We start from the raw sequence: 22,763 nt of genomic DNA on the forward strand, positions 1-22,763 counted from the left end.
GGGCCGGCACGGGACGTGTCAGATGTACCGAGCGGCGGCAGCCATCCCTTCCCACGGCCCGGCGGCGGTCCGGGAGGCGGGTTTTCGACGGGCCGTCAAGAGGGCACGACCGCCCGTCGCAACGGAACATCCACTCGCCGGCGCGGGCTCTCCACGGCCCGTCGGAACGAGTTCTCCACGGGCCGTCGGCGCCGGGCCCCGACGGGTGGTCAGGAACCGCCAGCCCGCGGCCTTGCCGTGCCGGGTGAGCACCGGATCGTCACCGACGACCGCGGGGTGGCCCACCATGGCCAGCATCGGCAGGTCGCCGGCGTGGTCCGCGTACGCGTAACAGTCCCGGGCGCGCACGCCCGTACGGTCGAGGAGGTCCGCCATGAGCTCCTCCTTGACCGGCCCGATCACGGACCTGCGCACGGCGCCGGTGAGAACGCCGGCCGCGTCGGTGAGCTGCTCGGTGGCCAGTACGTGGTGCGCGCCCACCTCCTCGGCGACCGGCGCGAGGAGCGCCGTGGAGGAGCCGGACACCAGCGCGATGTCGTGGCCCGCGCCGTGGTGCGCGATCAGCGCGCCGAGCACCTGGGACAGGAAGGCTTCCGGCCCGCGCCGGTACACCGCGTACCAGTGACGGACCTCCTCCTCCAGACGGGCCGCGGGCACTCCGGCGAAGTGTTCGAAGTACGCGCGGTTGAGAGTGGCCCGGTCCGCGCCGGTCGTACGGAGGGTCGCCCGGGGCCCGCCCGTCCGCCCGGCCGACCAGAAGTGCCAGAAGCTCACCATGCTCTTGGCGGCGAGCAGCGTCTCGTCCACGTCGAAGAAGGCGATCACCCTGGTCATCGGACGGCTCCCGGTCCGGTACGGTGCGCGGCGTCCGCGCGCGCGGCGAGCAGCGCGTTCGTGTAACCGGCGGCCGCCGCCTCGAAGTTCAGGGTGCCGTGTGCCCGCGCCGCCGTGATGTCCCGCCAGGCGCGCTGCAGCGCGTCGTCCTCGCCGAGGGCGCGCGATCCCCCGGCGCGGAAGAGCCGGTCGGCGGTGCTGACGCAGAGTTCGACCGCCGCGCAGGCGTTCCGCTGGTTCTCCGCGACCAGGACGGGGGTGATGGGGGCGTGGTCGGCGGTGTGCGCGGCCCGCTCCAGGAGGAGCCTGGCCGACTGGAGTTCCACCGACGACCGGGCCAGGACCTGTTGCGGGCCCGGCTGTCCGGCCACGGGGCCGCCGTCGGGACGCACGCTCCCGGCCGTCCGCTCCCACCAGGTGCGCAGCGCCCCCTCGGCCGCGCCCAGGACCGGGGCCGCGAAGATCAGCGCGGCCACCAGGGCGTACGGCACGGTGTGGCAGCGGGCCGCGTGCGGCTGTACGCGGCCCAGGTCGCGCAGCGTGAAGGTGAGGTGGTCCGGGACGAGGACGTCGGTTTCCACGCTGTTGCTGCCGGTGCCCCGCATCCCCACCGGGCGCCAGGTGTCGAAGACCTTCACATCGCTCCGGCGGACCGCGAACACCCGGTGCTCGCGGGTCTCGCCGGAGGGGTCGTCCGCGTCGGACGCCCAGGAGGCGAGCAGCACCCAGTCCGCGTGGTCCACGCCGCTGGCCATGGTCCAGCGGCCGCCGAGCCGCCAGCCGCCGCCTTCCCGTACCGCGCTCCCCTGGGGCGGCACGACCGAGGCGGCGACGCGGACGTCGGGCGAGCCGCCCCACAGCTCCCGCCGGCCCTCCTCCGGGAGATAGGAGGCGAGGCGTCCGTGCGCCGCGTACAGGGCGGCCACCCACGCGGTGGAGGCGCAGGTCTCGGCCAGCGCGGACACCGCGTCGAGCAGTGCGGTGAACCCGCCCGCGGCGCCGCCCCATCGCGTCGGGACGAAGTGGCGGGCGAAACCCGCCGTGACCACGGCGTCCGCGAGCCGGTCGGTGAGCCGGCACGTCTCGTCGAGGAGGGGCCCGTCGTCGCGGGCGATGCGCGGCGTCTCCCCCAGGTCGCTCAGCATGCGGTGTCCGCCTTCCGGGGCATCGGGTCCAGCAGCGGCAGGGAGGCACCGGTCAGCCGCGCCGTGGCGAGCACGCGCCCGGCCTGCGTGGCGGTGGTGAGGAAGCCGCCGCTCTCCGGGTCGGCGGTGGCGGTGACGGTGACCGGGAGGCCGAGTTCACCGAACGCGTCGAAGGTGGTCCGCATGGAGCCGAGGAACCACCCGCGCGGGGCCGCGTCCGGCTCGGCCGAGCCGTTGACGCTCAGGAGCGCGGCCTGGCGGAAGGCTTCCACCAGGACCATGCCGGGCACGTGGTCCGAGGCGTGGTCGAACAGCGCGGGGTGGCCCGTGTCCATCCGCAACCGCCAACCGCCCGGGTCGTCGGGGATCGCGGCGAGCAGCACGGCGTCTGCCCGGTCCCGCCCGACGGCGGGCGCGGGCAGGACGACGCCCTCGTCCGCGCCCTGCCGGCCGTCCGTTCCCGTCGCGTCGCCGCGGGCCGCGTCGCCGGGCGGCACGGTGGTGGCGCCACGGTGCCGCACGGCTTCGTACCGCTCGGGCGTCAGCGGGATCCAGTCCATGCCCGCCCGCCCCACCGGTCGGCCGTCGACGAGGATGGTCGCCTCGGCCGACATGTTCACGCGGCCGGGACGGGGCCTGTCGCAGCGGACGGTGATGTCGAACACCACCTTGGCGTCCTCGCCCCCGGGCCTGCGGTCGCACAACGGCGCGTCCAGGTCGAACTCGAAACCGCACAGGATGAACGGGTGGTCCACCGGTACGTCGAAGAAGCGGTGCGAGAGGCATATCCCGGCCTGCCGGAGCGTCTCGACCACGACCAGGGCGTCCCGGGATCCGTCCGCCTCGCGGTGGTGCAGCGGGTGGTCGTGCGGCCAGTGGGCCGTGACGGCGAACCGGCCCTCACCTCGCGGGTGGATGTCCGCCAGCAGCACTTCCGCGTCGGCCGCCTTGTGGACCAGGGCACGTGGTACACGGGTGTCACCAGCCGCGCGCCCCACGAGTAAACCGGGTTCTACGACAGCGTTCCTCATGAAAATCCCCTCCCCAGGGAAGCTTGAGAACAGCAGCTTCAGAACAGCACGGGACATCCGCCCTCCCCCAGGGCCGTCCCGCTGCCGGTGTGAAGAAATATACCTACGGGAAGGTATATTGCAATGGGACGAAACGACGCGCGGATGGCAGGATCGGAATACTCGGAAGCAAGGGGCGAGATGAACGGCACCAACGGCCGGGTCGCATTCCCGGCATCTCGGACGACAACGGCCCACCGCCAGGGGAGGGGCCCTGAGCTGCAGCAGGAACGGGCCGTCCGGACCCGTATGCAGATCCTCGACGCCGCCGCCGAACTCTTCGCGGCGCAGGGCTTCCCCTCGACGTCCGTCAAGGACGTGGCCGACCGGGTGGGCATGACCAAGGGCGCGGTGTATTTCCACTACCCGACCAAGGAAGCGCTGACCGTCGCCGTGGTGGAGGCCCACTACGCGCGCTGGCCCGGGCTCCTGGAGGCGGTCCAGGCCAAGGGGCTCGGCCCCATGGACACCCTGCTGGAACTGCTCGACCGCACCGCGGCCGCGTTCCAGGACGACCCGGTGGTACAGGCGGGCGCCCGGCTGCAGATGGAACAGCCCCTGCCCCTCGACACGATGCCCGAGCCGTACGTGGGGTGGATCGACCTTCTCGAACAACTGCTGGCGGAGGCCGAGGAGGCGGGAGAACTGCGCGCCGGCGTCTCCCCCGCGGCGGCGGCCCGGGTCCTGGTGGCGACCTTCTTCGGCACCCAGCACATCGCGGCCCGCCTCGACCACCGCGCCGAGACGACGAAACGCTGGTCGGAGGCGCGCGACCTGCTGGCCCTCGCACTGCGCGCCTGACAGACCGAGCACACCGCCGACCGGCGGCCCCCGGGCCTGGTGCGAAAGCCCCGCCCGGCCGACGACGCACGGCGCGCCGTGCGCGGTCGCACCCTGCCCCTCGGCCGCGCCCGCGCCTCCCGCGGAACGGTAATCTCGCCGAATGAGCTCGCTGAATCTCGATGACTTCTCCGACCTGATCGAGCGCCCCGACAGCGGCGTCCGGCGCGACGCCGAGGAACGCCGGGAGCGGCTCACCGTGGCACCCGGGGCGCTCGGGCGGCTCGACGAGCTGGGCGAGTGGCTCTCCGCCGCGCAGGGGTCGGTACCCGTCTCGCCCGTCCGGCGGCCACGCGTCGTGCTGTTCGCCGGGGACCACGGCGTGGCCTCCCTCGACGTCTCGGGGCGCTTGGCGGGCAGCACCCACCGGCTGGTGCGGGACGTACTGGAGGGTGCCAGCCCCGTCGCCGTGCTGGCCCGCCGCGCCGACGTCCCCGTACGGATCGTGGACGCGGGACTCGACTGCGACCCGGAGCTGCTGCCCGCCGAGGTCGTACGCCACCGGATCCGCCGGGGCAGCGGGCGCATCGACATCGAGGACGCGCTGACCGCCGAGGAGGCGGAGCGGGCCGTACGGCTCGGGATGGCGATCGCCGACGAGGAGGCGGACTCCGGGACGGACCTCGTCGTGCTCGGCGATCTGAGCGTCGGCGGCACCACCGCCGCCGCCACGCTGATCGCCGCGCTGTGCGGCACGGACGCGTCCGTGGTCACCGGCCGCGGCGGCGCCGGCATCGACGACCTGGCCTGGATGCGCAAGTGCGCCGCCGTCCGCGACGCGCTGCGCCGGGCCCGGCCCGTCCTCGGGGACCAGCTCGAACTGCTCGCGACCGTCGGCGGCGCCGACCTGGCCGCGACCACCGGCTTCCTGCTCCAGTGCGCGGTGCGCCGGATGCCGGTGATCCTGGACGGCGTCGTCTCGGCGGCCTGCGCGCTGGTCGGACAACGCGCGGCGTTCCGGGCGCCCGACTGGTGGCTGGCGGGCCAGCTGAGCGGGGAGCCCGCCCAGGCGAAGGCGTTCGACCGGATGGCGCTGGAACCTCTGCTGGGCCAGGGCGTCACCGTCGGCGAGGGCGCCGGCGCGCTGCTCGCGCTGCCGCTCGTCCAGGCGGCCGCCGCCCTGGCCGCCGAACTGCCGGAACGCCCGGCGCCGGAGGCCGGGGCCGACACGCGCCCGGAGGCCGAGGAGACGGCGGACGCGCACACGCCGGCGTGACGGCAACACCCCCGACGCGCGCCGCCGACCCGCGCCACCGGTCCGCGCGGCGGTCGACCGGCGCACGACCCCGCCGACCGGCGCCGGACTGCCGACCGGCACGACCGGCGGGAGGGCGGCCACCACCGGCCGACGCCCCATATGATCCGGTTTCATGGGAGAAGTCCGCTTGGCTGCCGCCGGTCCCGGCCACGGCACCGACCGTTCACGCCGCGCCGCCGCCCTCGCCGTCGGATACCTGCGCGCCGTCACGTTCATCAACTTCCTGAGCGCGGTCTGGGTCTCCCTCGGCCAGGATCTGCGCCGGCACAACACCGACGACCACTTCACCCCGTACCTGCTCACCGCGGGCTTCGCCTCCGGCGCGTTCACGCTCTTCCTCGCCATCACCACGCGGCGCCGCAAGCGGGCCGCGTGGATCCTCAACCTCGCGCTCGCCGGGCCGTTCCTGCTGCTCCTGGCCTTCGCGATGCCGGTGTTCCCGGAGATCGGGCGCCATCCGCAGAACTGGGTCTCACTGGTCCTGACCGCCGCTTTCGTGGCCGCTCTGCTGCTGGGGCGGCGCGAGTTCTACGCGCGCGGGGACCGGTCGAACCCGCGGCTGGCCGCGGCCGTGGCCGCGGGCGGGCTGCTCGTCGCCTCGTTGCCGGCCGCGCTGCTCGTGACCGTCACCAACACCGCGCCACCCGGCGGCTCGTCCTTCGCCGAACGGTGGCGGTACGGAGTGATGCGGCTGGTCTCCCTGACGGCGGACCCGGCCCGGTACCCCGGTATCGCCACCCCCGCCTGGGTCGACGTCACCGTCAACGTGCTGTCCACCCTGCTGCTGCTCGCGGTGGCGTACGCGGCCTTCCGCTGCGCGCGGTCCGTCGACCCGCTCACCGAGGACGACGAGTCGAGACTGCGCGACCTCCTGGAGCGGCACGGCGAGCGCGACTCCCTCGGCTACTTCGCCCTGCGCCGGGAGAAGAGCGTCATGTGGTCCCCGACGGGCAAGGCGGCTGTCGTGTACCGGGTCGTGGGCGGGGTCTCGCTCGCCTCCGGCGACCCGATCGGCGATCCGGAGGCCTGGCCGGGCGCCATCACGCCCTGGCTGGCCGAGGCCCGCGCGCACGGCTGGATCCCGGCCGTGATGGGCGCGAGCGAGGAGGCCGGCACCGTCTACGCCCGGCACGGCCTGGACGCGCTGGAGCTCGGCGGCGAAGCCGTGGTGGAGACCGCCGGATTCCGCCTGGACGGCCGGGCGATGCGGACCGTGCGGCAGGCGTACCACCGGGTCGCGCGGGCCGGTTACCAGGTACGGATCCGACGCCACGAGGACATCCCCGAGGAGGAGATGGCCGCGCTGCTGCGCCACGCCGACCAGTGGCGCGACGGAGCCACCGAACGCGGCTTCTCCATGGCGCTCGGCCGACTCGGCGACCCCGGGGACGGCCGGTGCGTGATGCTCGAATGCCGACTGGCCGGCGCGGCCGGTCCGGCGTGCGGCACCCGTACGAACGACACCCGGGACGACGGCTCCACGGGCCCGCTCCGGGCCGTCCTGAGCTTCGTGCCGTGGGGCCCCAAGGGTCTGTCCCTGGACCTGATGCGCCGTGACCGGGACAGTGAGAACGGCCTGGTGGAGTTCATGGTCATCGAACTCCTCCGGCGCGCCGACGAGATCGGCGTCGCACGGGTCTCACTCAATTTCGCGATGTTCCGCTCGGTCTTCGAGCGCGGCGGGCGGCTCGGCGCCGGGCCCGTGCTGCGGCTGACGCGTTCCCTGTTGAGCTTCTGCTCGCGCTGGTGGCAGATCGAGTCGCTGTACCGCGCCAACGCGAAGTACCGGCCGGTCTGGGAGCCGCGCTTCCTGCTGTTCGAGAAGAGCGCCGACCTGCTGAGGATCGGCGTCGCGGCCGCCCGCGCCGAGGGCTTCCTGACGCTACCGGGGATCCCCGCGCGCGGATGAGTCCGACCACGCCGTACGGCTACGCTTCGCGCGATGACTTCCATGGACGGCGCACCGGACGACGGATCCGCCGACGCACCCGTCGGCGGGGGGAGCGCGGACCGTGCCTCCCTCGGTGCCGGGCTGCGCTTCGCCTTCGGCACGCTCACCGCGCTCCCGGTGCGCGTCGCGCGCTGGGACCGGCCGGCCGCCCGCACCGGGATGCTGTGCGCACCGCTCGCCGGGCTCGTCGTGGGCCTGGCCGCGGCGGGGCTCGGCGGGCTGCTCCTCCTCGCCGGCGCGGCGGCGCCGCTGGCCGCGGTCGCCTCGGTCGCCGTGCCCGCCGTACTCACCCGCGGCCTGCACCTGGACGGGCTCGCGGACACCGCGGACGGCCTCGGCAGCGGCCGGCCGGCCGAGGACGCCCTGCGGATCATGAAACGGTCGGACATCGGCCCGTTCGGCGTGATCACGCTGCTGCTGGTACTGGGCGCGCAGGTCGCGGCGGTGGCGGAGCTGTACGCGACGGGCTGGGCGCGGGGCGCGCTCGCCGTCGTGCTGTCGGGGGTCACGGCACGGCTGGCGCTCACCCTGGCGTGCCGCACGGGCATACCCCCGGCCCGGCCCGACGGGCTGGGAGCCGCCGTCGCGGGCACCGTGCCCGTACGGTACGCGGCGGGCGCGGCGCTGCTCACCACGGCGGGCTGCGCGGCGGCGGGCGGCGCATTCGGGATCCTGGGCGCCGCCCACCACGCGCTGGCCGCGGTGGCCGCGCCGGTGGCGGCCGAGCTGCTGCTGCGCCACTGCGCACGGCGGCTGGGCGGGGTGACGGGCGACGTCTTCGGCGCCCTCGCCGAAACGGCGGCGACGGCGGCGCTGGTGGTCCTGGCGCTGGGCTGAGGCAGCCCGTGGCGGTCACCGCGGCCGAGCCCGAGCGTGCCCAAGGACCGCCGCGCAAAGGGGAGAAGCCCCCCATCGGTGCGTGAAGCGCCGCCCCCGTGGGCGACGTACATCACTGAGCGTAGGCTCGTTCTCGCCGCGCCTCGTGCCGGACGATTCCCAGGAAACTCAACGGAAGCGAGATTTCACCACCGTGACTGCTCTCACTCTCAAGTCTGCCGGCGCGGCGACGCTGCGCGCCGACGCGATCGTCGTCGGTGTCGCGAAGGGTCCCAAGGGGCCGGTCGTGGCACCGGGTGCCGAAGACGTGGACAAGGCGTTCGACGGAAAGCTCGGCGCCGTCCTGGAAACCCTCGGTGCCGTCGGCGGCGAGGGCGAGGTGACCAAGCTGCCCGCGCCGGCCGGTCTGAAGGCCCCGGTCGTGATCGCGGTCGGGCTGGGCCCGTCCCCCGCCAAGGACGAGACGTTCGGGACCGAGGCGCTGCGGCGGGCCGCGGGCGTCGCGGCCCGGACCCTGGCCGGGGCGAAGAAGGGCGCGTTCGCGCTGCCGGTCGCGGCGTCCGACAACGGTGCCGCCGGTGACGCCCTCGCGGCCGTCGCCGAGGGGGCGCTGCTCGGGGCGTACGCCTTCACCGCCTACCAGGGCGGCGGGCACGAGAAGAAGGGCCGGAACGGCCGCAACGACAACGGCCCCAAGCAGCCGCTCGCCGAGGTCGTGCTGCTCGGCGCCAAGCCGCGGGACAAGGCGCACAAGGCCGCGGCGGAGCGGGCGACCGCACTGGCGGAGGAGGTCAACCGGGCGCGCGACCTGATCAACACCCCGCCGAACGACCTCACCCCCGCGGCCTTCGCGACCCTGGCCTCGGCCGCGGCCGGGGAGAACGGCATCAAGGTCGAGGTCCTCGACGAGAAGGCGCTGGCCAAGGGCGGTTACGGCGGCATCCTCGGCGTCGGCCGGGGCTCGGAGAACCCGCCGCGCCTGGTGAAGCTCGCCTACACCCATCCGAAGGCCGAGAAGTCGCTCGCCTACGTCGGCAAGGGCATCACGTACGACTCGGGCGGCATCTCGCTGAAGCCGGCCGGCCACAACGAGACCATGAAGTGCGACATGAGCGGCGCGGCGGCGGTCTTCGCCGCGGTCGTGACGGCCGCGCGGCTGGGCCTGCGCGTCAATGTCACCGGCTGGCTGGCGCTGGCCGAGAACATGCCGTCCGGCTCCGCCACGCGCCCCGGTGACGTGCTGCGCATGTACAGCGGCAAGACGGTCGAGGTCCTCAACACCGACGCCGAGGGCCGCCTGGTCCTGGCCGACGCGCTGACCCGCGCGTCGGAGGAGGCGCCGGACGCGATCGTGGACGTGGCGACGCTGACCGGGGCGATGATGCTGGCGCTGGGGAACCGTACGTTCGGGATCATGGCGAACGACGACGCGTTCCGCACGACGGTGCACGAGATCGCGGAGGAGGTCGGCGAGGCGTCCTGGCCGATGCCGCTCCCGGCGGACCTGCGCAAGGGCATGGACTCCCCGACCGCGGACATCGCGAACATGGGCGAGCGCATGGGCGGCGGGCTGGTCGCCGGACTCTTCCTGAAGGAGTTCGTCGGCGAGGGCATCACGTGGGCCCACCTGGACATCGCGGGCCCGGCGTACCACGAGGGCGCGCCGTACGGGTACACGCCGAAGGGCGGGACGGGGTCGTCGGTGCGGACGCTGGTGCGGCTGGCGGAGAGGGCGGCGTCGGGCGACCTGGCCTGAGTCGTCCCTTCCGTGGGTCCGCCCGCGGTGTCGCCTCCGGCGGGGGGTTCGGTGCGGCCGGTGGTGGGTGCCGGGGCCCGGGTCGTCCCGGCCCGGTTGGTGACGGGTGCGTGGTGCCGGTGGTGCGGTGTGACACAGGTGGTCGGCTGCGGGGCCCGGGTCGCCCCGAACCATTCGGTGACGGGTGCTGACCCGCGCCACACATCCCCGCACCGGGCCGGAGGCCCCCCGCCGCGCTGCCGGCGGACCGAGGGGCCGGGGCCGTCAGCCCCCGGGGTGGGGTCCGGGGCACCGCCCCGGTTGTGGGAAGGGGCGGGGAGGGGAGCAGCCCGCCGCAGGCGACCCGCACCCCCGCCGGATGGCGCAACGTGCAAAGATGGGTTACCGGCAGGACAGGGCCCCCACCACAGGGCCGAAGATGAAGCGGCCGAAGACCAGCCGCCGCCCGGTCACTGGAGACCGCGCTCGGCGCACATGCATGGAGGACGTGACGTGGCGAACGACGCCAGCACCGTTTTCGACCTAGTGATCCTCGGCGGCGGTAGCGGCGGTTACGCCGCGGCGCTGCGCGGAGCGCAGCTGGGCCTGGACGTCGCCCTGATCGAGAAGAACAAGCTCGGCGGCACCTGCCTGCACAACGGCTGCATCCCCACGAAGGCCCTGCTGCACGCCGGCGAGATCGCCGACCAGGCACGCGAGGCCGCTCAGTTCGGTGTCAAGGCCACCTACGAGGGCATCGACATCGCCGGTGTGCACAAGTACAAGGACGAGGTCGTCTCGGGCCTGTACAAGGGCCTCCAGGGGCTCGTCGCCTCCCGCAAGGTGACGTACATCGAGGGTGAGGGCCGGCTGTCCTCCCCCACGTCCGTCGATGTGAACGGCCAGCGCGTCCAGGGCCGCCACGTCCTCCTCGCGACCGGCTCCGTGCCGAAGTCGCTGCCGGGCCTGGAGATCGACGGCGACCGCGTCATCTCCTCGGACCACGCCCTGAAGCTGGACCGCGTCCCGCAGTCCGCGATCATCCTCGGCGGCGGTGTGATCGGCGTCGAGTTCGCCTCGGCGTGGAAGTCCTTCGGCACCGACGTCACAGTCGTCGAGGGCCTCAAGCACCTCGTCCCGGTCGAGGACGAGAACAGCTCCAAGCTCCTCGAGCGCGCGTTCCGCAAGCGCGGCATCAAGTTCAACCTCGGTACGTTCTTCGAGAAGGCCGAGTACACGCAGGACGGCGTCCGCGTCACCCTGGCCGACGGCAAGACCTTCGAGGCGGAGGTGCTGCTGGTCGCGATCGGCCGCGGCCCGGTCTCGCAGGGACTCGGTTACGAGGAGCAGGGCGTCGCGATGGACCGCGGCTACGTCCTCGTCGACGAGTACATGCGCACGAACGTGGAGACGATCTCCGCGGTCGGCGACCTCGTCCCGACCCTCCAGCTCGCGCACGTCGGTTTCGCCGAGGGCATCCTGGTCGCCGAGCGGCTGGCCGGTCTGAAGACCGTGCCGATCGACTACGACGGTGTGCCGCGCGTCACGTACTGCCACCCCGAGGTCGCCTCCGTGGGGATCACCGAGGCCAAGGCCAAGGAGGTCTACGGCGCGGACAAGGTCGTCGCCCTCAAGTACAACCTCGCGGGCAACGGGAAGAGCAAGATCCTCAAGACCGCCGGTGAGATCAAGCTCGTCCAGGTCAAGGACGGTGCCGTCGTCGGTGTCCACATGGTCGGTGACCGTATGGGCGAGCAGGTCGGCGAGGCCCAGCTGGTCTACAACTGGGAGGCACTGCCGGCCGAGGTCGCGCAGCTCATCCACGCGCACCCGACCCAGAACGAGGCGCTCGGCGAGGCCCACCTGGCCCTGGCCGGCAAGCCCCTCCACTCCCACGACTGACCCGTTCCCGGGCGCGACGACCACCACCGCACTTCCCCTCGCTCGGCGCTCCGCGCAAGCTGGGGAGATCCCACCGTTAGGAGCAACTGGAACCATGGCGGTTTCCGTAACCCTGCCGGCGCTCGGCGAGAGCGTCACCGAGGGCACTGTCACCCGCTGGCTGAAGGCCGAGGGTGAGCGCGTCGAGGCCGACGAGCCGCTGCTCGAGGTCTCCACCGACAAGGTCGACACCGAGATCCCGGCCCCCGCCGCCGGTGTCCTCGCGTCCATCAAGGTCGCCGAGGACGAGACGGTGGAGGTCGGCGCCGAGCTGGCCGTCATCGACGACGGTACGGGCGCCCCGGCGGCCGCCCCGGCCCCGGCCGCCGAGCCCGCCCCGGCGCAGGAGGCCCCGGCCCCCGCGCCCGAGGCCACCCCGTCCGCCGAGGCCGCGGCCCCGGCCCCGGCCCCCACCGCCGAGGCGGCCGCCGGCGGCGGCGACGCCGAGGGCACCGACGTGGTCCTGCCGGCGCTCGGCGAGAGCGTCACCGAGGGCACCGTCACCCGCTGGCTGAAGGAGGTCGGCGACTCGGTCGAGGCCGACGAGCCGCTGCTCGAGGTCTCCACCGACAAGGTCGACACCGAGATCCCGGCCCCCGCCGCCGGTGTGCTGCTGCAGATCGTGGTCGGCGAGGACGAGACCGCCGAGGTCGGCGCCAAGCTCGGCGTCATCGGCGCCGCGGGTGCCGCCCCGGCCGCCGCGCCCGCACCCGCGCCCGCCCCGGCGCAGGAGGCCCCGAAGGCCGAGGCCCCGGCGCCCGCGCCGGCCCCCGCGCCGCAGCAGGCCCCGGCTCCGCAGGCCCCCACCACCCCGGCCCCGCAGACGCGCGAGACCCCGGCTCCCGAGCCGGTCCCCTCCGCGCCCGCCCCGGCACCGGCCCCCGCGCCCGTACCGGCCCAGCCGGCCGCTCCGGCGCCGGCGGCGACCGCGAGTGACGACGGCGCGTACGTCACCCCGCTGGTGCGCAAGCTGGCCGCCGAGAACGGTGTGGACCTGACCGCCGTCAAGGGCACCGGCGTCGGCGGCCGGATCCGCAAGCAGGACGTGATCGCCGCGGCCGAGGCCGCCGCCAAGGCCGCCGCCGCCGCGACCCCGGCCCCGGCCCCGGCCGCCGCTCCCGCCGCCGCTTCGAAGGCGCCGAAGCTGGAGGCGTCCCCGCTGCGCGGCCAGACCGTCAAGATGACCCGCATGCGCAAGGTCATCGGCGACAACATGATGAAGGCGCTGCACACGCAGGCGCAGCTGACCTCCGTGGTCGAGGTGGACATCACCAAGCTGATGCGGCTGCGGGCGCAGGCGAAGGACTCCTTCGCCGCCCGCGAGGGCGTCAAGCTGTCCCCGATGCCGTTCTTCGTCAAGGCGGCGGCCCAGGCGCTGAAGGCCCACCCGGTCATCAACGCCCGGATCAACGAGGACGAGGGCACGATCTCGTACTTCGACACCGAGAACATCGGCATCGCCGTGGACTCCGAGAAGGGTCTGATGACCCCGGTCATCAAGGGCGCGGGCGATCTGAACATCGCCGGTATCGCCAAGAAGACCGCGGAGCTGGCGGGGGCCGTCCGGGCGAGCAGGATCACCCCGGACGACCTGGCGGGCGCGACCTTCACGATCAGCAACACCGGTTCGCGCGGGGCCCTGTTCGACACGATCATCGTGCCGCCGAACCAGGTCGCCATCCTGGGCATCGGCGCCACCGTCAGGCGTCCGGTGGTCGTCAACCACCCGGACCTCGGCGAGACGATCGCGGTGCGCGACATGACGTACGTCGCGCTCTCCTACGACCACCGGCTGGTGGACGGCGCCGACGCCGCCCGCTACCTGACGGCGGTCAAGGCGATCCTGGAGGCCGGCGAGTTCGAGGTCGAGCTCGGCCTGTAGATCGTTTCCTGTCGGTGCGGCGGCATCCTGTGCGCCAGGCTCCCGAACGGCAGGCCCACCCCGTACGGCAACGGCGCCCCTGTCCGGATCTCCTCCGGGCAGGGGCGCCGTCGTGCGTGCGCCGCCGCCGTATCGTCTTATTCATCCACCGCTGCCCCCGAGGAGCGCTTCATGACCCCGCCCGTCATCCACTCGCTGCGCGAACAGATCCGCGAGCACATCGTGGAGGGGATCGTCAGCGGCCGCTGGAAGCCGGGTGAGCGCATCGTCGAGCGGCGGATCGCGACCGAACTCCAGGTCAGCCAGACACCCGTACGGGAGGCGCTGCGTGAGCTGGAGAGCCTGCGGTTGATCGAATCGGCCCCCAACAAGGGCGTGCGGGTACGGAACCTGACCGCCGCCGACCTGGAGGAGAGCTATCCGGTCCGGGCCGGGCTGGAACAGATCGCGGCGGAGCTGGCCGCCGAGCGGCTGGCCGAGGACTGCTCGGCGCTGGAGCCGCACGTCGCGGCGCTGTACGGGGCGGACCGCAGGGCGGACGGTACGGCGCAGGTCAGACATACCGTGGGCTTCCACCGGGAGCTGGTGCGGGCGGCCCGCAACGGGGTGCTGCTGCACACCTGGGAAGGGCTGGGCATCGAGGTGTTCACCGCGCTGTCGATCCGGTGGCTGGGCACGGTGCAGAAGTCGTACGCCGAGGAGCACGAAGAGCTGGTCGAGGCGTTCCGGCGGCGGGATCCGCGCATCGGTGCACTGGTGAAGGACCATGTGCTCGGATGCGCGCCGCGCGCATGACGCACACGAGGTGCCCGATTCGCCCCGTACGGCAGGGGATGGGACCGTCACTCGGTGCCCTGCCGGACGGCACGGAATGCCAACTTCTTCGCTTCCGGGAAGTTTTACCTCTCAACCCTTTGATCGATCATCGATCAGCGATTTACAGTCATCGGTGGGCTGCACCCAGCCCGTCGCCCTGTCCTGCCAGACAAGGCACCTTCTCCACCCCCCTCCTGTCCGGAAGGCGGCGTCCATGACCGACCCCGTAGCCAAACTCCCGAGCGAGCTCGACCAGCTCCCGGACCGTGACACCGAGGAGACCGCCGAATGGGCGGCCTCCCTCGACGCCGTCACCGAGCACGCGGGCTCCCACCGCGCCGCTTACCTGATGCGGCGCACCCTCCAGCACGCGGAAGCGGCCGGGGTGCCGGTGCCCGCGCTGTTGGAGACCGATTACGTCAACTCCATCCCGACGGCCGCGGAGCCCGAGTTCGACGGCGACCTGGAGATGGAATCCCGGATCACCGCCTGGAACCGCTGGAACGCGGCGGCGATGGTCACCCGCGGCGCCCGCTTCGGCGTCGGCGGCCACATCGCCACCTTCGCCTCGGCGGCCTGGCTGTACGAGACGGGCTTCAACCACTTCTTCCGCGGCAAGGAGTCCCAGGACTCCCCCGGCTCCGGGGACCAGCTCTACATCCAGGGCCACGCCTCCCCCGGCATCTACGCCCGCGCCTTCCTCGACGGCCGGCTGAGCGAGCAGAACCTGGACAACTTCCGGCAGGAGGCGGGGGGCGGCGGCCTGCCCTCGTACCCGCACCCCCGGCGGCTGCCCTGGCTCTGGGAATTCCCGACGGTCTCCATGGGCCTCGGCCCGCTCTCCGCGATCTACCAGGCGCGCTTCAACCGCTACCTGACCAACCGCGGCATCAAGGACACCTCGGGCTCGCACGTCTGGGCGTTCCTCGGCGACGGCGAGATGGACGAGCCGGAGTCGACGGCGGCCCTCGCGCTCGCCTCCCGGGAGCGGCTGGACAACCTGACCTTCGTCATCAACTGCAACCTCCAGCGCCTCGACGGCCCGGTCCGCGCGAACTTCAAGATCGTGCAGGAGCTGGAGGCCCAGTTCCGCGGCGCGGGCTGGAACGTGATCAAGTCGCTCTGGGGCTCCGCCTGGGACGAGCTGTTCGCGCTGGACACCACCGGCGCGCTGGTACGGCGGCTGCGCGCGGTCCCGGACGCGCAGTTCCAGACGTACGCGACGCGGGACGTGGCGTACATCCGCGAGCACTTCTTCGGCGCCGAGCCGGCCCTCGCCGAGCTGGCGAAACTGCTGTCCGACGCGAAGATCGCCGAGTGTTTCCACACCTCGCGCGGCGGCCACGAGCCCCGCAAGGTGTACGCCGCCTACCGCGCGGCCCTCGCGCACAAGGGCGCGCCGACCGTGATCCTCGCGCAGACCGTGAAGGGCTGGACGCTGGGCCCGGGCTTCGAGTCGCGCAACGCGAACCACCAGATGAAGAAGCTCTCGGGCGACCAGTTCCGCGCCATGCGCGACCTGCTCGACCTGCCGATCCCGGACTCGAAGCTGGACGACAGCCTCGTGCCGTACGGCCACCCGGGCGCCGACTCCCCCGAGGTCCGCTACCTCCAGGAGCGCCGCGCGGCGCTCGGCGGTCCGGCCCCGGCCCGCCGGGTGCACCCGGTCGCGCCGCTGCCGGAGCCGTCCGAGAAGGCGTTCCAGGCCGTCTACAAGGGTTCGGGCAAGCAGTCGGTGGCGACGACGATGGCGTTCGTCCGGCTGATGAAGGACCTGATGCGGGACAAGGAGACCGGCAAGCGCTGGGTCCCGATCGTCCCGGACGAGGCCCGCACCTTCGGTATGGAGGCGCTGTTCCCGTCGGCCGGCATCTACTCGCCGCTGGGCCAGACGTACGATCCGGTCGACCGCGACCAGATCATGTACTACAAGGAAGCCGCGAACGGTCAGATCCTCAACGAGGGCATCACCGAGGCCGGTTCGATGGCGGACTTCATCGCCGCCGCCACGTCGTACGCGACGCACGGCGAGACGATGATCCCCTTCTACATCTTCTACTCGATGTTCGGCTGGCAGCGGACCGGCGACCAGATGTGGCAGCTCGCCGACCAGCTAGGCAAGGGCTTCATCGTGGGCGCGACGGCCGGCCGGACGACCCTGACGGGCGAGGGCCTCCAGCACGCGGACGGCCATTCGCACCTGATCGCGGCCACGAACCCGGCGTCGCTGAACTACGACCCGGCGTTCGCGTACGAGATCGCGGTGATCGTCAAGGACGGTCTGCGGCGGATGTACGGTCCCGATGCCGAGGACGTCTTCTACTACCTGACGGTCTACAACGAGCCGATGCCGCAGCCCGCGATGCCCGAGGGGGTCGAGGAGGGCATCGTCAAGGGCCTCTACCGCTTCAAGGAGGGCGCGCCCGCCGCGGCCGACGCGCCCCGGCTCCAGCTGCTGGCCTCGGGCACGGCGATCCACTGGGCGCTCGAGGCGCAGGAGCTGCTGGCCGCCGACTGGGGCGTCACCGCCGACGTCTGGTCGGCCACCTCGTGGAGCGAGCTGCGCCGGGACGCGCTGGCGGCGGACGAGGCGCTGCTGCGCGGCGAGGAGCGGGTGCCGTACGTGACCCGCGCCCTGTCCGGCGCGCCGGGCCCGGTGCTGGCGGTCAGCGACTGGATGCGGCAGGTGCCGGACCAGATCAGCCAGTGGGTGGAGCAGGACTACAGCTCGCTCGGCACGGACGGCTTCGGTCTCTCCGACACCCGCGAGGCGGCCCGCCGCCACTTCGGCGTGGACGCGCGCTCGATCGCGGTCGCGGCGCTGGCGCAGCTGGCCCGGCGGGGCGACATCAAGCCGGAGCGGGTCGCGGAGGCGCGGGAGCGGTACGGACTCTGAGCGAGCGCGCCGCGTGGCCGGAGCCCGGACCGTACGTGCCGTACGGTCCGGGCTCCGGGCGGTCCCGGCCCCGTTCGCGGGAGCGGAGCCGAGCGTGCTTGCCCGATGAACGCGGACCGTTGAACGTGCTCCGTGCGCGCTGAGCGACGAACCAGTGGTTCTTTGGTGACCGCTCTTGGGGGCCCCTGTCACGGTGACGGGGGCTCCCCTGCATCATGGGGGGCATGCGCGCTGCCCGGCTGATCAAAATGGTGCTCCTCCTTCAGTCCAGACCCTCCATGACGGCCGGTGAGCTGGCCCGGGAACTGGAGGTCTCGGAGCGGACGATCACCCGGGACGCCCAGGCGCTCTCCGAGGCCGGGGTCCCGGTGTACGCGGACCGGGGCCGGGCGGGCGGCTACCGGCTGATCGGCGGTTACCGCACCCGGCTGACGGGGCTCGCGCGCGGCGAGGCCGAGGCGCTGTTCCTGTCCGGAGTGCCGGGCGCGCTGCGCGAGATGGGCCTCGACGACATCTCCTCCGCGGCCCGGCTCAAGGTGTCGGCGGCGCTGCTGCCGTCCCTGCGGGACGCCTCGGACACGGCGGCGCAGCGCTTTCACCTCGACGCCCCGGGGTGGTACCACGAGCCGGAGACGCCCGAGTTGCTGCCCGTCATCGCGGAGGCGGTCTGGGGCGACCTGCTGCTGCGCACGCGGTACCGGCGCGAGGACACCGACGTGGAGCGGCGGCTGGCCCCGTACGGCCTCGTGCTCAAGGCGGGTGTCTGGTACCTGTGCGCGGCGGTCGAGGGGACCTTCCGGGTCTACCGGATCGACCGGTTCGTCTCGGCCGAGCCCTTGCAGGAACGTTTCTCCAGGGAGGCTTCCTTCGACCTCCCGGCCTTCTGGGAGGAGCGCGCGGCGGAGTTCGCACGCTCCTTGCTGCGGGCGGAGGTCGTCGTACGGCTCACGCGGGAGGGCGCCCGGCGGCTGCCCCATCTCACCGACCGCGCCGCCGCCCACGCGTCGATCGAGGCGGCGGACCCACCGGACGGAGACGGCCGGATCACGGTCACGCTGCCCGTGGAGTCGGAGGAGGTGGCGTACGACCAGTTGCTCGCGCTGGGACCCGAGGGGGAGATCCTGGCGCCCCGCACGCTGAGGGACCGCTTCGCGGAGGCGGCGGAGGAACTGCGGAAGCTGTACGGGTAGGTGGCGACCGCGAGTCCGCGGGCGCCGCGTCGATCAGCGCGTGCGGTGCCGCCGTCCGCCGGCTGGACGGAGGGCCCGCCGAGGGCGCCGGGGACGGGACGCGCGACGCGCACCGGGCGTGAGCCGCAGGGACCCGCGGCCGGGAAACTCGACGGGATCATGTCAGAACCGGCGCGCGGGAGCCCGGGAAGCGGGGGAAGCTTGAGGAAACGCCCCGCATTTCGTCGCCTGAGCGTGCACTGCCCCGCACCAAGCACGATGCTGTACCCGTGATGGACGAGACGGAGTTCTGGGAGATCGTCGACAGCACCCGCGAGGCTGCCGAGGGCGACCCCGAGGACCATGCCGATCTGCTGGTGGAACGGCTGCTGACGCTCGACCCCGACTCCGTGCTCGACTTCGCGCGGCACTTCGAGTCCCGCTACAACCGTGCGTACCGGTGGGATCTGTGGGCCGCGGCGGCCGTGCTGCTGGGCGGCGCCAGTGACGACGCCTTCGACTACTTCCGCTGCTGGCTGATCGGGCAGGGCCGGGAGGTCTTCGAGGGCGCGCTGCACGACCCGGACAGCCTGGCCGAGTTGCTGGACGAGTTCGACGAGGACCTGGACGGGGACGGCGAGGAGCTGGGGTACGCGGCGGACGAGGCGTACGAACAGCTCACGGGCGTGGTCGCCCCGGACCTGGGGATCACGCCGCAGTCGGCCGAGCCGGAGGGCACGCCGGTGGACTTCGAGGACGACGCGGCGCTGGCGCGACGGTTCCCCGGGCTGTGGGAGCGCTTCGGGACGGAATGAGGCGGGGCGCGGCCGGTCCGCCGGGGCCTCGATCCGGTCCGGAGTTCGGGGATCGGGGATCGGGGATCGGCTCAGGGTTCCCGCTCGGGGTTCCGGCGCTGCCCGGCGTTCCCGAGGCGCCGCGTCACGTCGGCGTGGACGTCGGCTCAAACGTCAGCGCGACGCCCATGAGCACGTCGTCGACGTACCGGCCGTCCAGCAGGAACTCCCCGGGCAGGACCCCCTCCACGGCGAAGCCCTCGCTCTCGTAGAGCCGGCGCGCCGGCGTGTTGTGGCCCAGCACCCGCAGGGTGAGCCGCCGCGCGCCCTGGTTGCGGGCGTGCAGGGCCGCCGCGCGCAGCAGGGCCCGCGCCACTCCCCGGCCACGCGCCCACTCGTCGACGGCGAGGCCCTGGATCTGCCGTACGTGCGCGTTGCTGACGAGCGGCGTGGGGCGGACGACACGTACGTAACCGGCGAGGCGGTCGTCGTCGGCCTCGGCGACCAGGAACTCCTCGACCGGGTGCAGAACGTCGAAGAAGGGCCCGTAGGGCTCCCTGGGCCGGGGCGTGACCGCGTGGAGCGTGGACCAGGTGCGCCGGTCGAGGTCGGCGAGCGCGTCGTCGTCCGCGTGGTCGGCGGGCCGTATTCGTAGGTCGGACATGGCGGCAACTGTGCCATGCGGGGCGGCCGGGGAAGGGCAGGATGGGGGCATGAAGATCGCTGTCACCGGTTCCACCGGGCTCATCGGATCCGCGCTGGTCGACTCCCTGCGTGCGGACGGCCACGAGGTCACCCGCCTGGTACGGCGCCCCTCCCGCGCGGGTGACGAGGTGGAGTGGGATCCCGTGCGCCAGTACGTCGACCTGCGCGGGCTGCACGGCTGCGAGGCGGTGGTGCACCTGGCCGGCGCGGGCATCGCCGACCGTCGCTGGAGCGAGGCGCACAAGAAGAACGTCCGCGAGAGCCGGGTGCTCGGCACGGCGGCGATCGCGGAGGCCGTGGCCGCGCTGGACCCGCCGCCCCGGGTGCTGCTGTGCGGGTCGGCCATCGGGTTCTACGGCGAGACGGGTGACCGGGTGGTGGACGAGAGCGCGCCGCCGGGTGAGGGCTTCCTCCCGTCGCTCTGCGTGGACTGGGAGGAGGCGGCCGGAGCGGCGGAGGAGGCGGGCGTACGGACGGTGTTCGCCCGCACCGGCCTGGTGGTCTCCCGCGAGGGTGGCGCGTGGGCCCGGCTGTTCCCGCTGTTCCGTGCGGGTCTGGGCGGACGGCTGGGCTCGGGGCGGCAGTACTGGAGCTTTGTCGCGCTGCACGACGAGGTGGCGGCGCTGCGGCACCTGCTGGAGACGGAGTCGGTGCACGGCCCGGTGAACCTGACGGCTCCGGAGCCGGTGACGAACCGTGAGGTCACGGCGGCGATGGGCCGGGTACTGCACCGCCCGACGCCGTTCCCGGTGCCGGCGGTGGCCCTGCGGGCGGTGCTGGGGGGCCTGGCGGGGGACGTCCTGGGAAGCCAGCGGGTGGTGCCGAGGGTGCTGTCGGAGTCGGGGTTCACGTTCGCGTTCCCGACGATCGAGGACGCGATCCGCGCGGCGTGACGCATTCTGGCGGGGGGCGGGGCTGTACGGGGTGCCCTTCGGCCGTCGGCGAGCCGCTTCCGTAAGCCGGAGGCCGGGGCGGGCCCCGCGGGAGGCCGCGCCCGGTGGCCGCGCCCGGTGGCCGAAGGCCGGGCCGGGTCGCCGGAAGCCCGGCCGGGGCGGCCGGCGCGGTGGCGGTGCCGGCGGGGGCGGCGCGACGGCGGCAAGGGGCAGGGACAGGGCGTCGGGCGGGGGAACCGCCCGCGGTGGCCGCGCCCGCCGCACTCCCGTGCCCTCGGCCCCCGCGGGGAGGCGCCTCCGTGCCACCCCCATGCATCGGTGACCCCCAGCACGCGCGTGCGCGGCCCGCGCCTCCCCTCCCTACGCTCGTCCGGGAATCACCAGCCGCGCCGACCTCGGGGAGGGGCACGTGCTCAGCACCGCACATCGGAACACATCCGCACACGACGTGGATGTCGTCATCATCGGAGCCGGGATCGCAGGTCTGGCGGCGGCTCACCATCTGACCAGCGCGGGCGTGACGGTCGCCGTCCTGGAGGCCGCGCCGCGCGTCGGCGGGCGCATGGCCACGGACCGGGTCGACGGCTTCCTGCTCGACCGCGGCGGCCGGCTCCTGACGACCTCGTACCCCGAACTGCTGCGCACCCCCGGCCTGGAGGGCGTCACCCTGCGGATGTTCGCGCCGGGCGTGCTCGTCCACAGTGACGGCCGCAACTACCGGACCGGAGCCGTCGGGGCCGCGCGCGGTAACCGCAACTCCCGTACCGCGCACGCCACTCGTACCGCCCATGTCACCCGTTCCACGGCCGGTCCCCGGGGCTCGCTCCGCACGGGTGCGGTGGGGAGCGCACGGAGCGCACTGACCGCTGCGCGCGCCCTGGCGAGCGCCCCCCGGCCCCCGCTCGGCGGCGCCGTCGACCAGGCCCGGCTCGGCGCCGCGCTCAACCGCCTCGCGGGCACCCCGACGACGCGGCTGCTCGCCCGGCCCGAACTCACCGCCGCCGAGTCGCTGTCGGCCCGCGGGCTGCCCTCCCGCACCGTCAACGGCTTTCTGCGGCCCCTGCTGTCCGCGCTGCTCAGCGATCCGGAGCTGGGTACGTCCAGCCGCTGCGCCGACCTCGCGCTGCGCGCGTTCGCCCGGGGCAGGCTCTGTGTCCCGGCCGGCGGCGCCGCCGCGCTGCCGGAGCTGCTGGCGCGTTCGCTGCCGCCCGGCACGGTCCGTACGGGCGTCTGTGTCACGGACACGTCGATCAACTGCGTGACCACCAAGGAGCACGGCGAGATCAGCTGCCGCTCGCTCGTCCTGGCGACCGGCGCGTCCGCCGCCGCCGAGTTGCTGCCCGGTCTGCGCGTGCCGGACTTCCACGCCGTGACGGTCCTGCACCACACCGCTCCGGTACCGCCGCTCACCGACCCCGCTCTCCTGCTGGACGCCGACCGCGGCGGCCCGGTCGCGCACACCGCCGTGATGAGCGAGGTCGATCCCTCGCGCGCCCCGTACGGCCGGGCGCTGATCACCTCGACGGTGCTGGGCACCCCTCCCCCCGCCGCCGAACTGGACCGTTCCGTACGCGCGCACCTCGCGCGGCTGTACGGGACACCGACCGACGGCTGGGAGCTGCTGGCGGTCCACCACGACCCGGAGGCCGTGCCGGCCATGCCGCCGCCGCACGATCTGCGGCGTCCGGTACGGCTGTTGGCCGGGCTGTACGTGTGCGGGGACCACCGCGACATGAACACGGTCCCTGGCGCGCTGTTCTCCGGCCGTCGCGCCGCCCACGCGCTCCTGCGCGACCTGGGCGTACGTCCGGCGGCCGGGCCGGTGCGACTGCCCGCGGTGGCGTAAGCGCCGTACGCGGCGCGGGTGCCGGACGCGGCACAAGTGCCGTACAGGGTGCGGGCCGTACGCCGCACGGTCCCCTCAGCGGCCCGACGTGGTGCGCGGGGCGCCGCGTCCGCCCACCCCGCCAACTCCGGTCCCGTCCGGCGTCGATCAC

General features: G+C 73.7%; 17 protein-coding genes. 13 read left to right on the forward strand and 4 right to left on the reverse strand.

What is annotated here, in order from left to right; genetic code table 11:
* Nucleotides 1–18 precede the first annotated feature (18 nt).
* From ACU6P3_RS08480 to ACU6P3_RS08490, 3 genes are read right to left on the reverse strand one after another with little or no spacing between them, the layout of a single operon-like run.
* On the reverse strand, nt 19–834 hold the full coding sequence (locus tag ACU6P3_RS08480; protein ID WP_447196582.1) for an HAD family hydrolase: 816 nt from the start codon (nt 832–834) through the stop codon (nt 19–21).
* Nucleotides 831–1,979 carry an acyl-CoA dehydrogenase family protein gene (locus ACU6P3_RS08485; RefSeq protein WP_447196583.1) on the reverse strand — a complete coding sequence of 383 codons (1,149 nt, stop codon included), beginning with the start codon at nt 1,977–1,979 and terminating at the stop codon, nt 831–833. The genes ACU6P3_RS08480 and ACU6P3_RS08485 overlap by 4 nt, the downstream gene beginning before the upstream one ends.
* Nucleotides 1,973–3,010 carry a ScbA/BarX family gamma-butyrolactone biosynthesis protein gene (locus tag ACU6P3_RS08490; protein ID WP_447196584.1) on the reverse strand — a complete coding sequence of 346 codons (1,038 nt, stop codon included), beginning with the start codon at nt 3,008–3,010 and terminating at the stop codon, nt 1,973–1,975. The genes ACU6P3_RS08485 and ACU6P3_RS08490 overlap by 7 nt, the downstream gene beginning before the upstream one ends.
* Nucleotides 3,011–3,190: 180 nt before the next feature.
* Here ACU6P3_RS08490 and ACU6P3_RS08495 point away from each other — a divergent pair, with 180 nt between their 5' ends.
* From ACU6P3_RS08495 to ACU6P3_RS08545, 11 genes are all read left to right on the forward strand, one after another.
* Nucleotides 3,191–3,850, forward strand: coding sequence for a ScbR family autoregulator-binding transcription factor (locus ACU6P3_RS08495; RefSeq protein ID WP_447196585.1), 660 nt, complete (start codon nt 3,191–3,193; stop codon nt 3,848–3,850).
* Nucleotides 3,851–3,992: 142 nt separating this feature from the next.
* Entirely contained in the window at nt 3,993–5,105 is a 1,113-nt protein-coding gene (gene cobT / locus ACU6P3_RS08500; protein ID WP_447196586.1) for a nicotinate-nucleotide--dimethylbenzimidazole phosphoribosyltransferase, read from the forward strand.
* Between the two features lie 154 nt (nt 5,106–5,259).
* Nucleotides 5,260–7,056, forward strand: coding sequence for a phosphatidylglycerol lysyltransferase domain-containing protein (locus ACU6P3_RS08505; RefSeq protein WP_447196587.1), 1,797 nt, complete (start codon nt 5,260–5,262; stop codon nt 7,054–7,056).
* Nucleotides 7,057–7,098: 42 nt separating this feature from the next.
* Nucleotides 7,099–7,935 (forward strand): adenosylcobinamide-GDP ribazoletransferase, encoded by an 837-nt coding sequence (locus ACU6P3_RS08510; protein ID WP_447197810.1) that lies wholly within the window; start codon nt 7,099–7,101, stop codon nt 7,933–7,935.
* 193 nt (nt 7,936–8,128) lie between these two features.
* Nucleotides 8,129–9,691 carry a leucyl aminopeptidase gene (locus ACU6P3_RS08515; protein WP_447196588.1) on the forward strand — a complete coding sequence of 521 codons (1,563 nt, stop codon included), beginning with the start codon at nt 8,129–8,131 and terminating at the stop codon, nt 9,689–9,691.
* 492 nt (nt 9,692–10,183) lie between these two features.
* The gene (gene lpdA, locus ACU6P3_RS08520) at nt 10,184–11,572 is read left to right on the forward strand and encodes a dihydrolipoyl dehydrogenase (RefSeq protein WP_030746143.1); all 1,389 of its coding nucleotides are present in this window, start codon (nt 10,184–10,186) and stop codon (nt 11,570–11,572) included.
* A gap of 94 nt (nt 11,573–11,666) precedes the next feature.
* The gene (sucB, locus tag ACU6P3_RS08525) at nt 11,667–13,493 is read left to right on the forward strand and encodes a 2-oxoglutarate dehydrogenase, E2 component, dihydrolipoamide succinyltransferase (RefSeq protein WP_447196589.1); all 1,827 of its coding nucleotides are present in this window, start codon (nt 11,667–11,669) and stop codon (nt 13,491–13,493) included.
* A gap of 171 nt (nt 13,494–13,664) precedes the next feature.
* Nucleotides 13,665–14,288: a GntR family transcriptional regulator gene (locus ACU6P3_RS08530; protein ID WP_030746149.1), complete on the forward strand. Its 624-nt coding sequence runs from the start codon at nt 13,665–13,667 to the stop codon at nt 14,286–14,288.
* A gap of 235 nt (nt 14,289–14,523) precedes the next feature.
* Complete coding sequence (aceE, locus tag ACU6P3_RS08535) at nt 14,524–17,205, forward strand: pyruvate dehydrogenase (acetyl-transferring), homodimeric type (protein WP_447196590.1); 2,682 nt, start codon at nt 14,524–14,526, stop codon at nt 17,203–17,205.
* 224 nt (nt 17,206–17,429) lie between these two features.
* The gene (locus ACU6P3_RS08540; protein WP_447196591.1) at nt 17,430–18,395 is read left to right on the forward strand and encodes a helix-turn-helix transcriptional regulator; all 966 of its coding nucleotides are present in this window, start codon (nt 17,430–17,432) and stop codon (nt 18,393–18,395) included.
* A 272-nt stretch (nt 18,396–18,667) separates the two neighbouring features.
* Nucleotides 18,668–19,189: a DUF4240 domain-containing protein gene (locus ACU6P3_RS08545; RefSeq protein ID WP_447197811.1), complete on the forward strand. Its 522-nt coding sequence runs from the start codon at nt 18,668–18,670 to the stop codon at nt 19,187–19,189.
* A gap of 124 nt (nt 19,190–19,313) precedes the next feature.
* On the opposite strand, the gene ACU6P3_RS08550 is transcribed toward ACU6P3_RS08545, so the two are convergent.
* Nucleotides 19,314–19,832 (reverse strand): GNAT family N-acetyltransferase, encoded by a 519-nt coding sequence (locus tag ACU6P3_RS08550; protein ID WP_447196592.1) that lies wholly within the window; start codon nt 19,830–19,832, stop codon nt 19,314–19,316.
* A gap of 49 nt (nt 19,833–19,881) precedes the next feature.
* Here ACU6P3_RS08550 and ACU6P3_RS08555 point away from each other — a divergent pair, with 49 nt between their 5' ends.
* Nucleotides 19,882–20,766 (forward strand): TIGR01777 family oxidoreductase, encoded by an 885-nt coding sequence (locus ACU6P3_RS08555; RefSeq protein WP_344285453.1) that lies wholly within the window; start codon nt 19,882–19,884, stop codon nt 20,764–20,766.
* Nucleotides 20,767–21,175: 409 nt separating this feature from the next.
* On the forward strand, nt 21,176–22,612 hold the full coding sequence (locus ACU6P3_RS08560; RefSeq protein WP_447196593.1) for an NAD(P)/FAD-dependent oxidoreductase: 1,437 nt from the start codon (nt 21,176–21,178) through the stop codon (nt 22,610–22,612).
* The last annotated feature ends 151 nt before the right edge of the window (nt 22,613–22,763 follow it).

The sequence above is a fragment of the Streptomyces hebeiensis genome (assembly GCF_052983195.1).

Excerpts from the sequence above, each read along its gene's own strand:
- ACU6P3_RS08480 (WP_447196582.1), bottom strand. The coding sequence starts at position 834 with ATGACCAGGGTGATCGCCTTCTTCGACGTGGACGAGACGCTGCTCGCC.
- ACU6P3_RS08485 (WP_447196583.1), bottom strand. The coding sequence starts at position 1,979 with ATGCTGAGCGACCTGGGGGAGACGCCGCGCATCGCCCGCGACGACGGG.
- ACU6P3_RS08490 (WP_447196584.1), bottom strand. The coding sequence starts at position 3,010 with ATGAGGAACGCTGTCGTAGAACCCGGTTTACTCGTGGGGCGCGCGGCT.
- ACU6P3_RS08495 (WP_447196585.1), top strand. The coding sequence starts at position 3,191 with ATGAACGGCACCAACGGCCGGGTCGCATTCCCGGCATCTCGGACGACA.
- cobT (WP_447196586.1), top strand. The coding sequence starts at position 3,993 with ATGAGCTCGCTGAATCTCGATGACTTCTCCGACCTGATCGAGCGCCCC.
- ACU6P3_RS08505 (WP_447196587.1), top strand. The coding sequence starts at position 5,260 with ATGGGAGAAGTCCGCTTGGCTGCCGCCGGTCCCGGCCACGGCACCGAC.
- ACU6P3_RS08510 (WP_447197810.1), top strand. The coding sequence starts at position 7,099 with ATGGACGGCGCACCGGACGACGGATCCGCCGACGCACCCGTCGGCGGG.
- sucB (WP_447196589.1), top strand. The coding sequence starts at position 11,667 with ATGGCGGTTTCCGTAACCCTGCCGGCGCTCGGCGAGAGCGTCACCGAG.
- ACU6P3_RS08530 (WP_030746149.1), top strand. The coding sequence starts at position 13,665 with ATGACCCCGCCCGTCATCCACTCGCTGCGCGAACAGATCCGCGAGCAC.
- aceE (WP_447196590.1), top strand. The coding sequence starts at position 14,524 with ATGACCGACCCCGTAGCCAAACTCCCGAGCGAGCTCGACCAGCTCCCG.
- ACU6P3_RS08540 (WP_447196591.1), top strand. The coding sequence starts at position 17,430 with ATGCGCGCTGCCCGGCTGATCAAAATGGTGCTCCTCCTTCAGTCCAGA.
- ACU6P3_RS08545 (WP_447197811.1), top strand. The coding sequence starts at position 18,668 with ATGGACGAGACGGAGTTCTGGGAGATCGTCGACAGCACCCGCGAGGCT.
- ACU6P3_RS08550 (WP_447196592.1), bottom strand. The coding sequence starts at position 19,832 with ATGTCCGACCTACGAATACGGCCCGCCGACCACGCGGACGACGACGCG.
- ACU6P3_RS08555 (WP_344285453.1), top strand. The coding sequence starts at position 19,882 with ATGAAGATCGCTGTCACCGGTTCCACCGGGCTCATCGGATCCGCGCTG.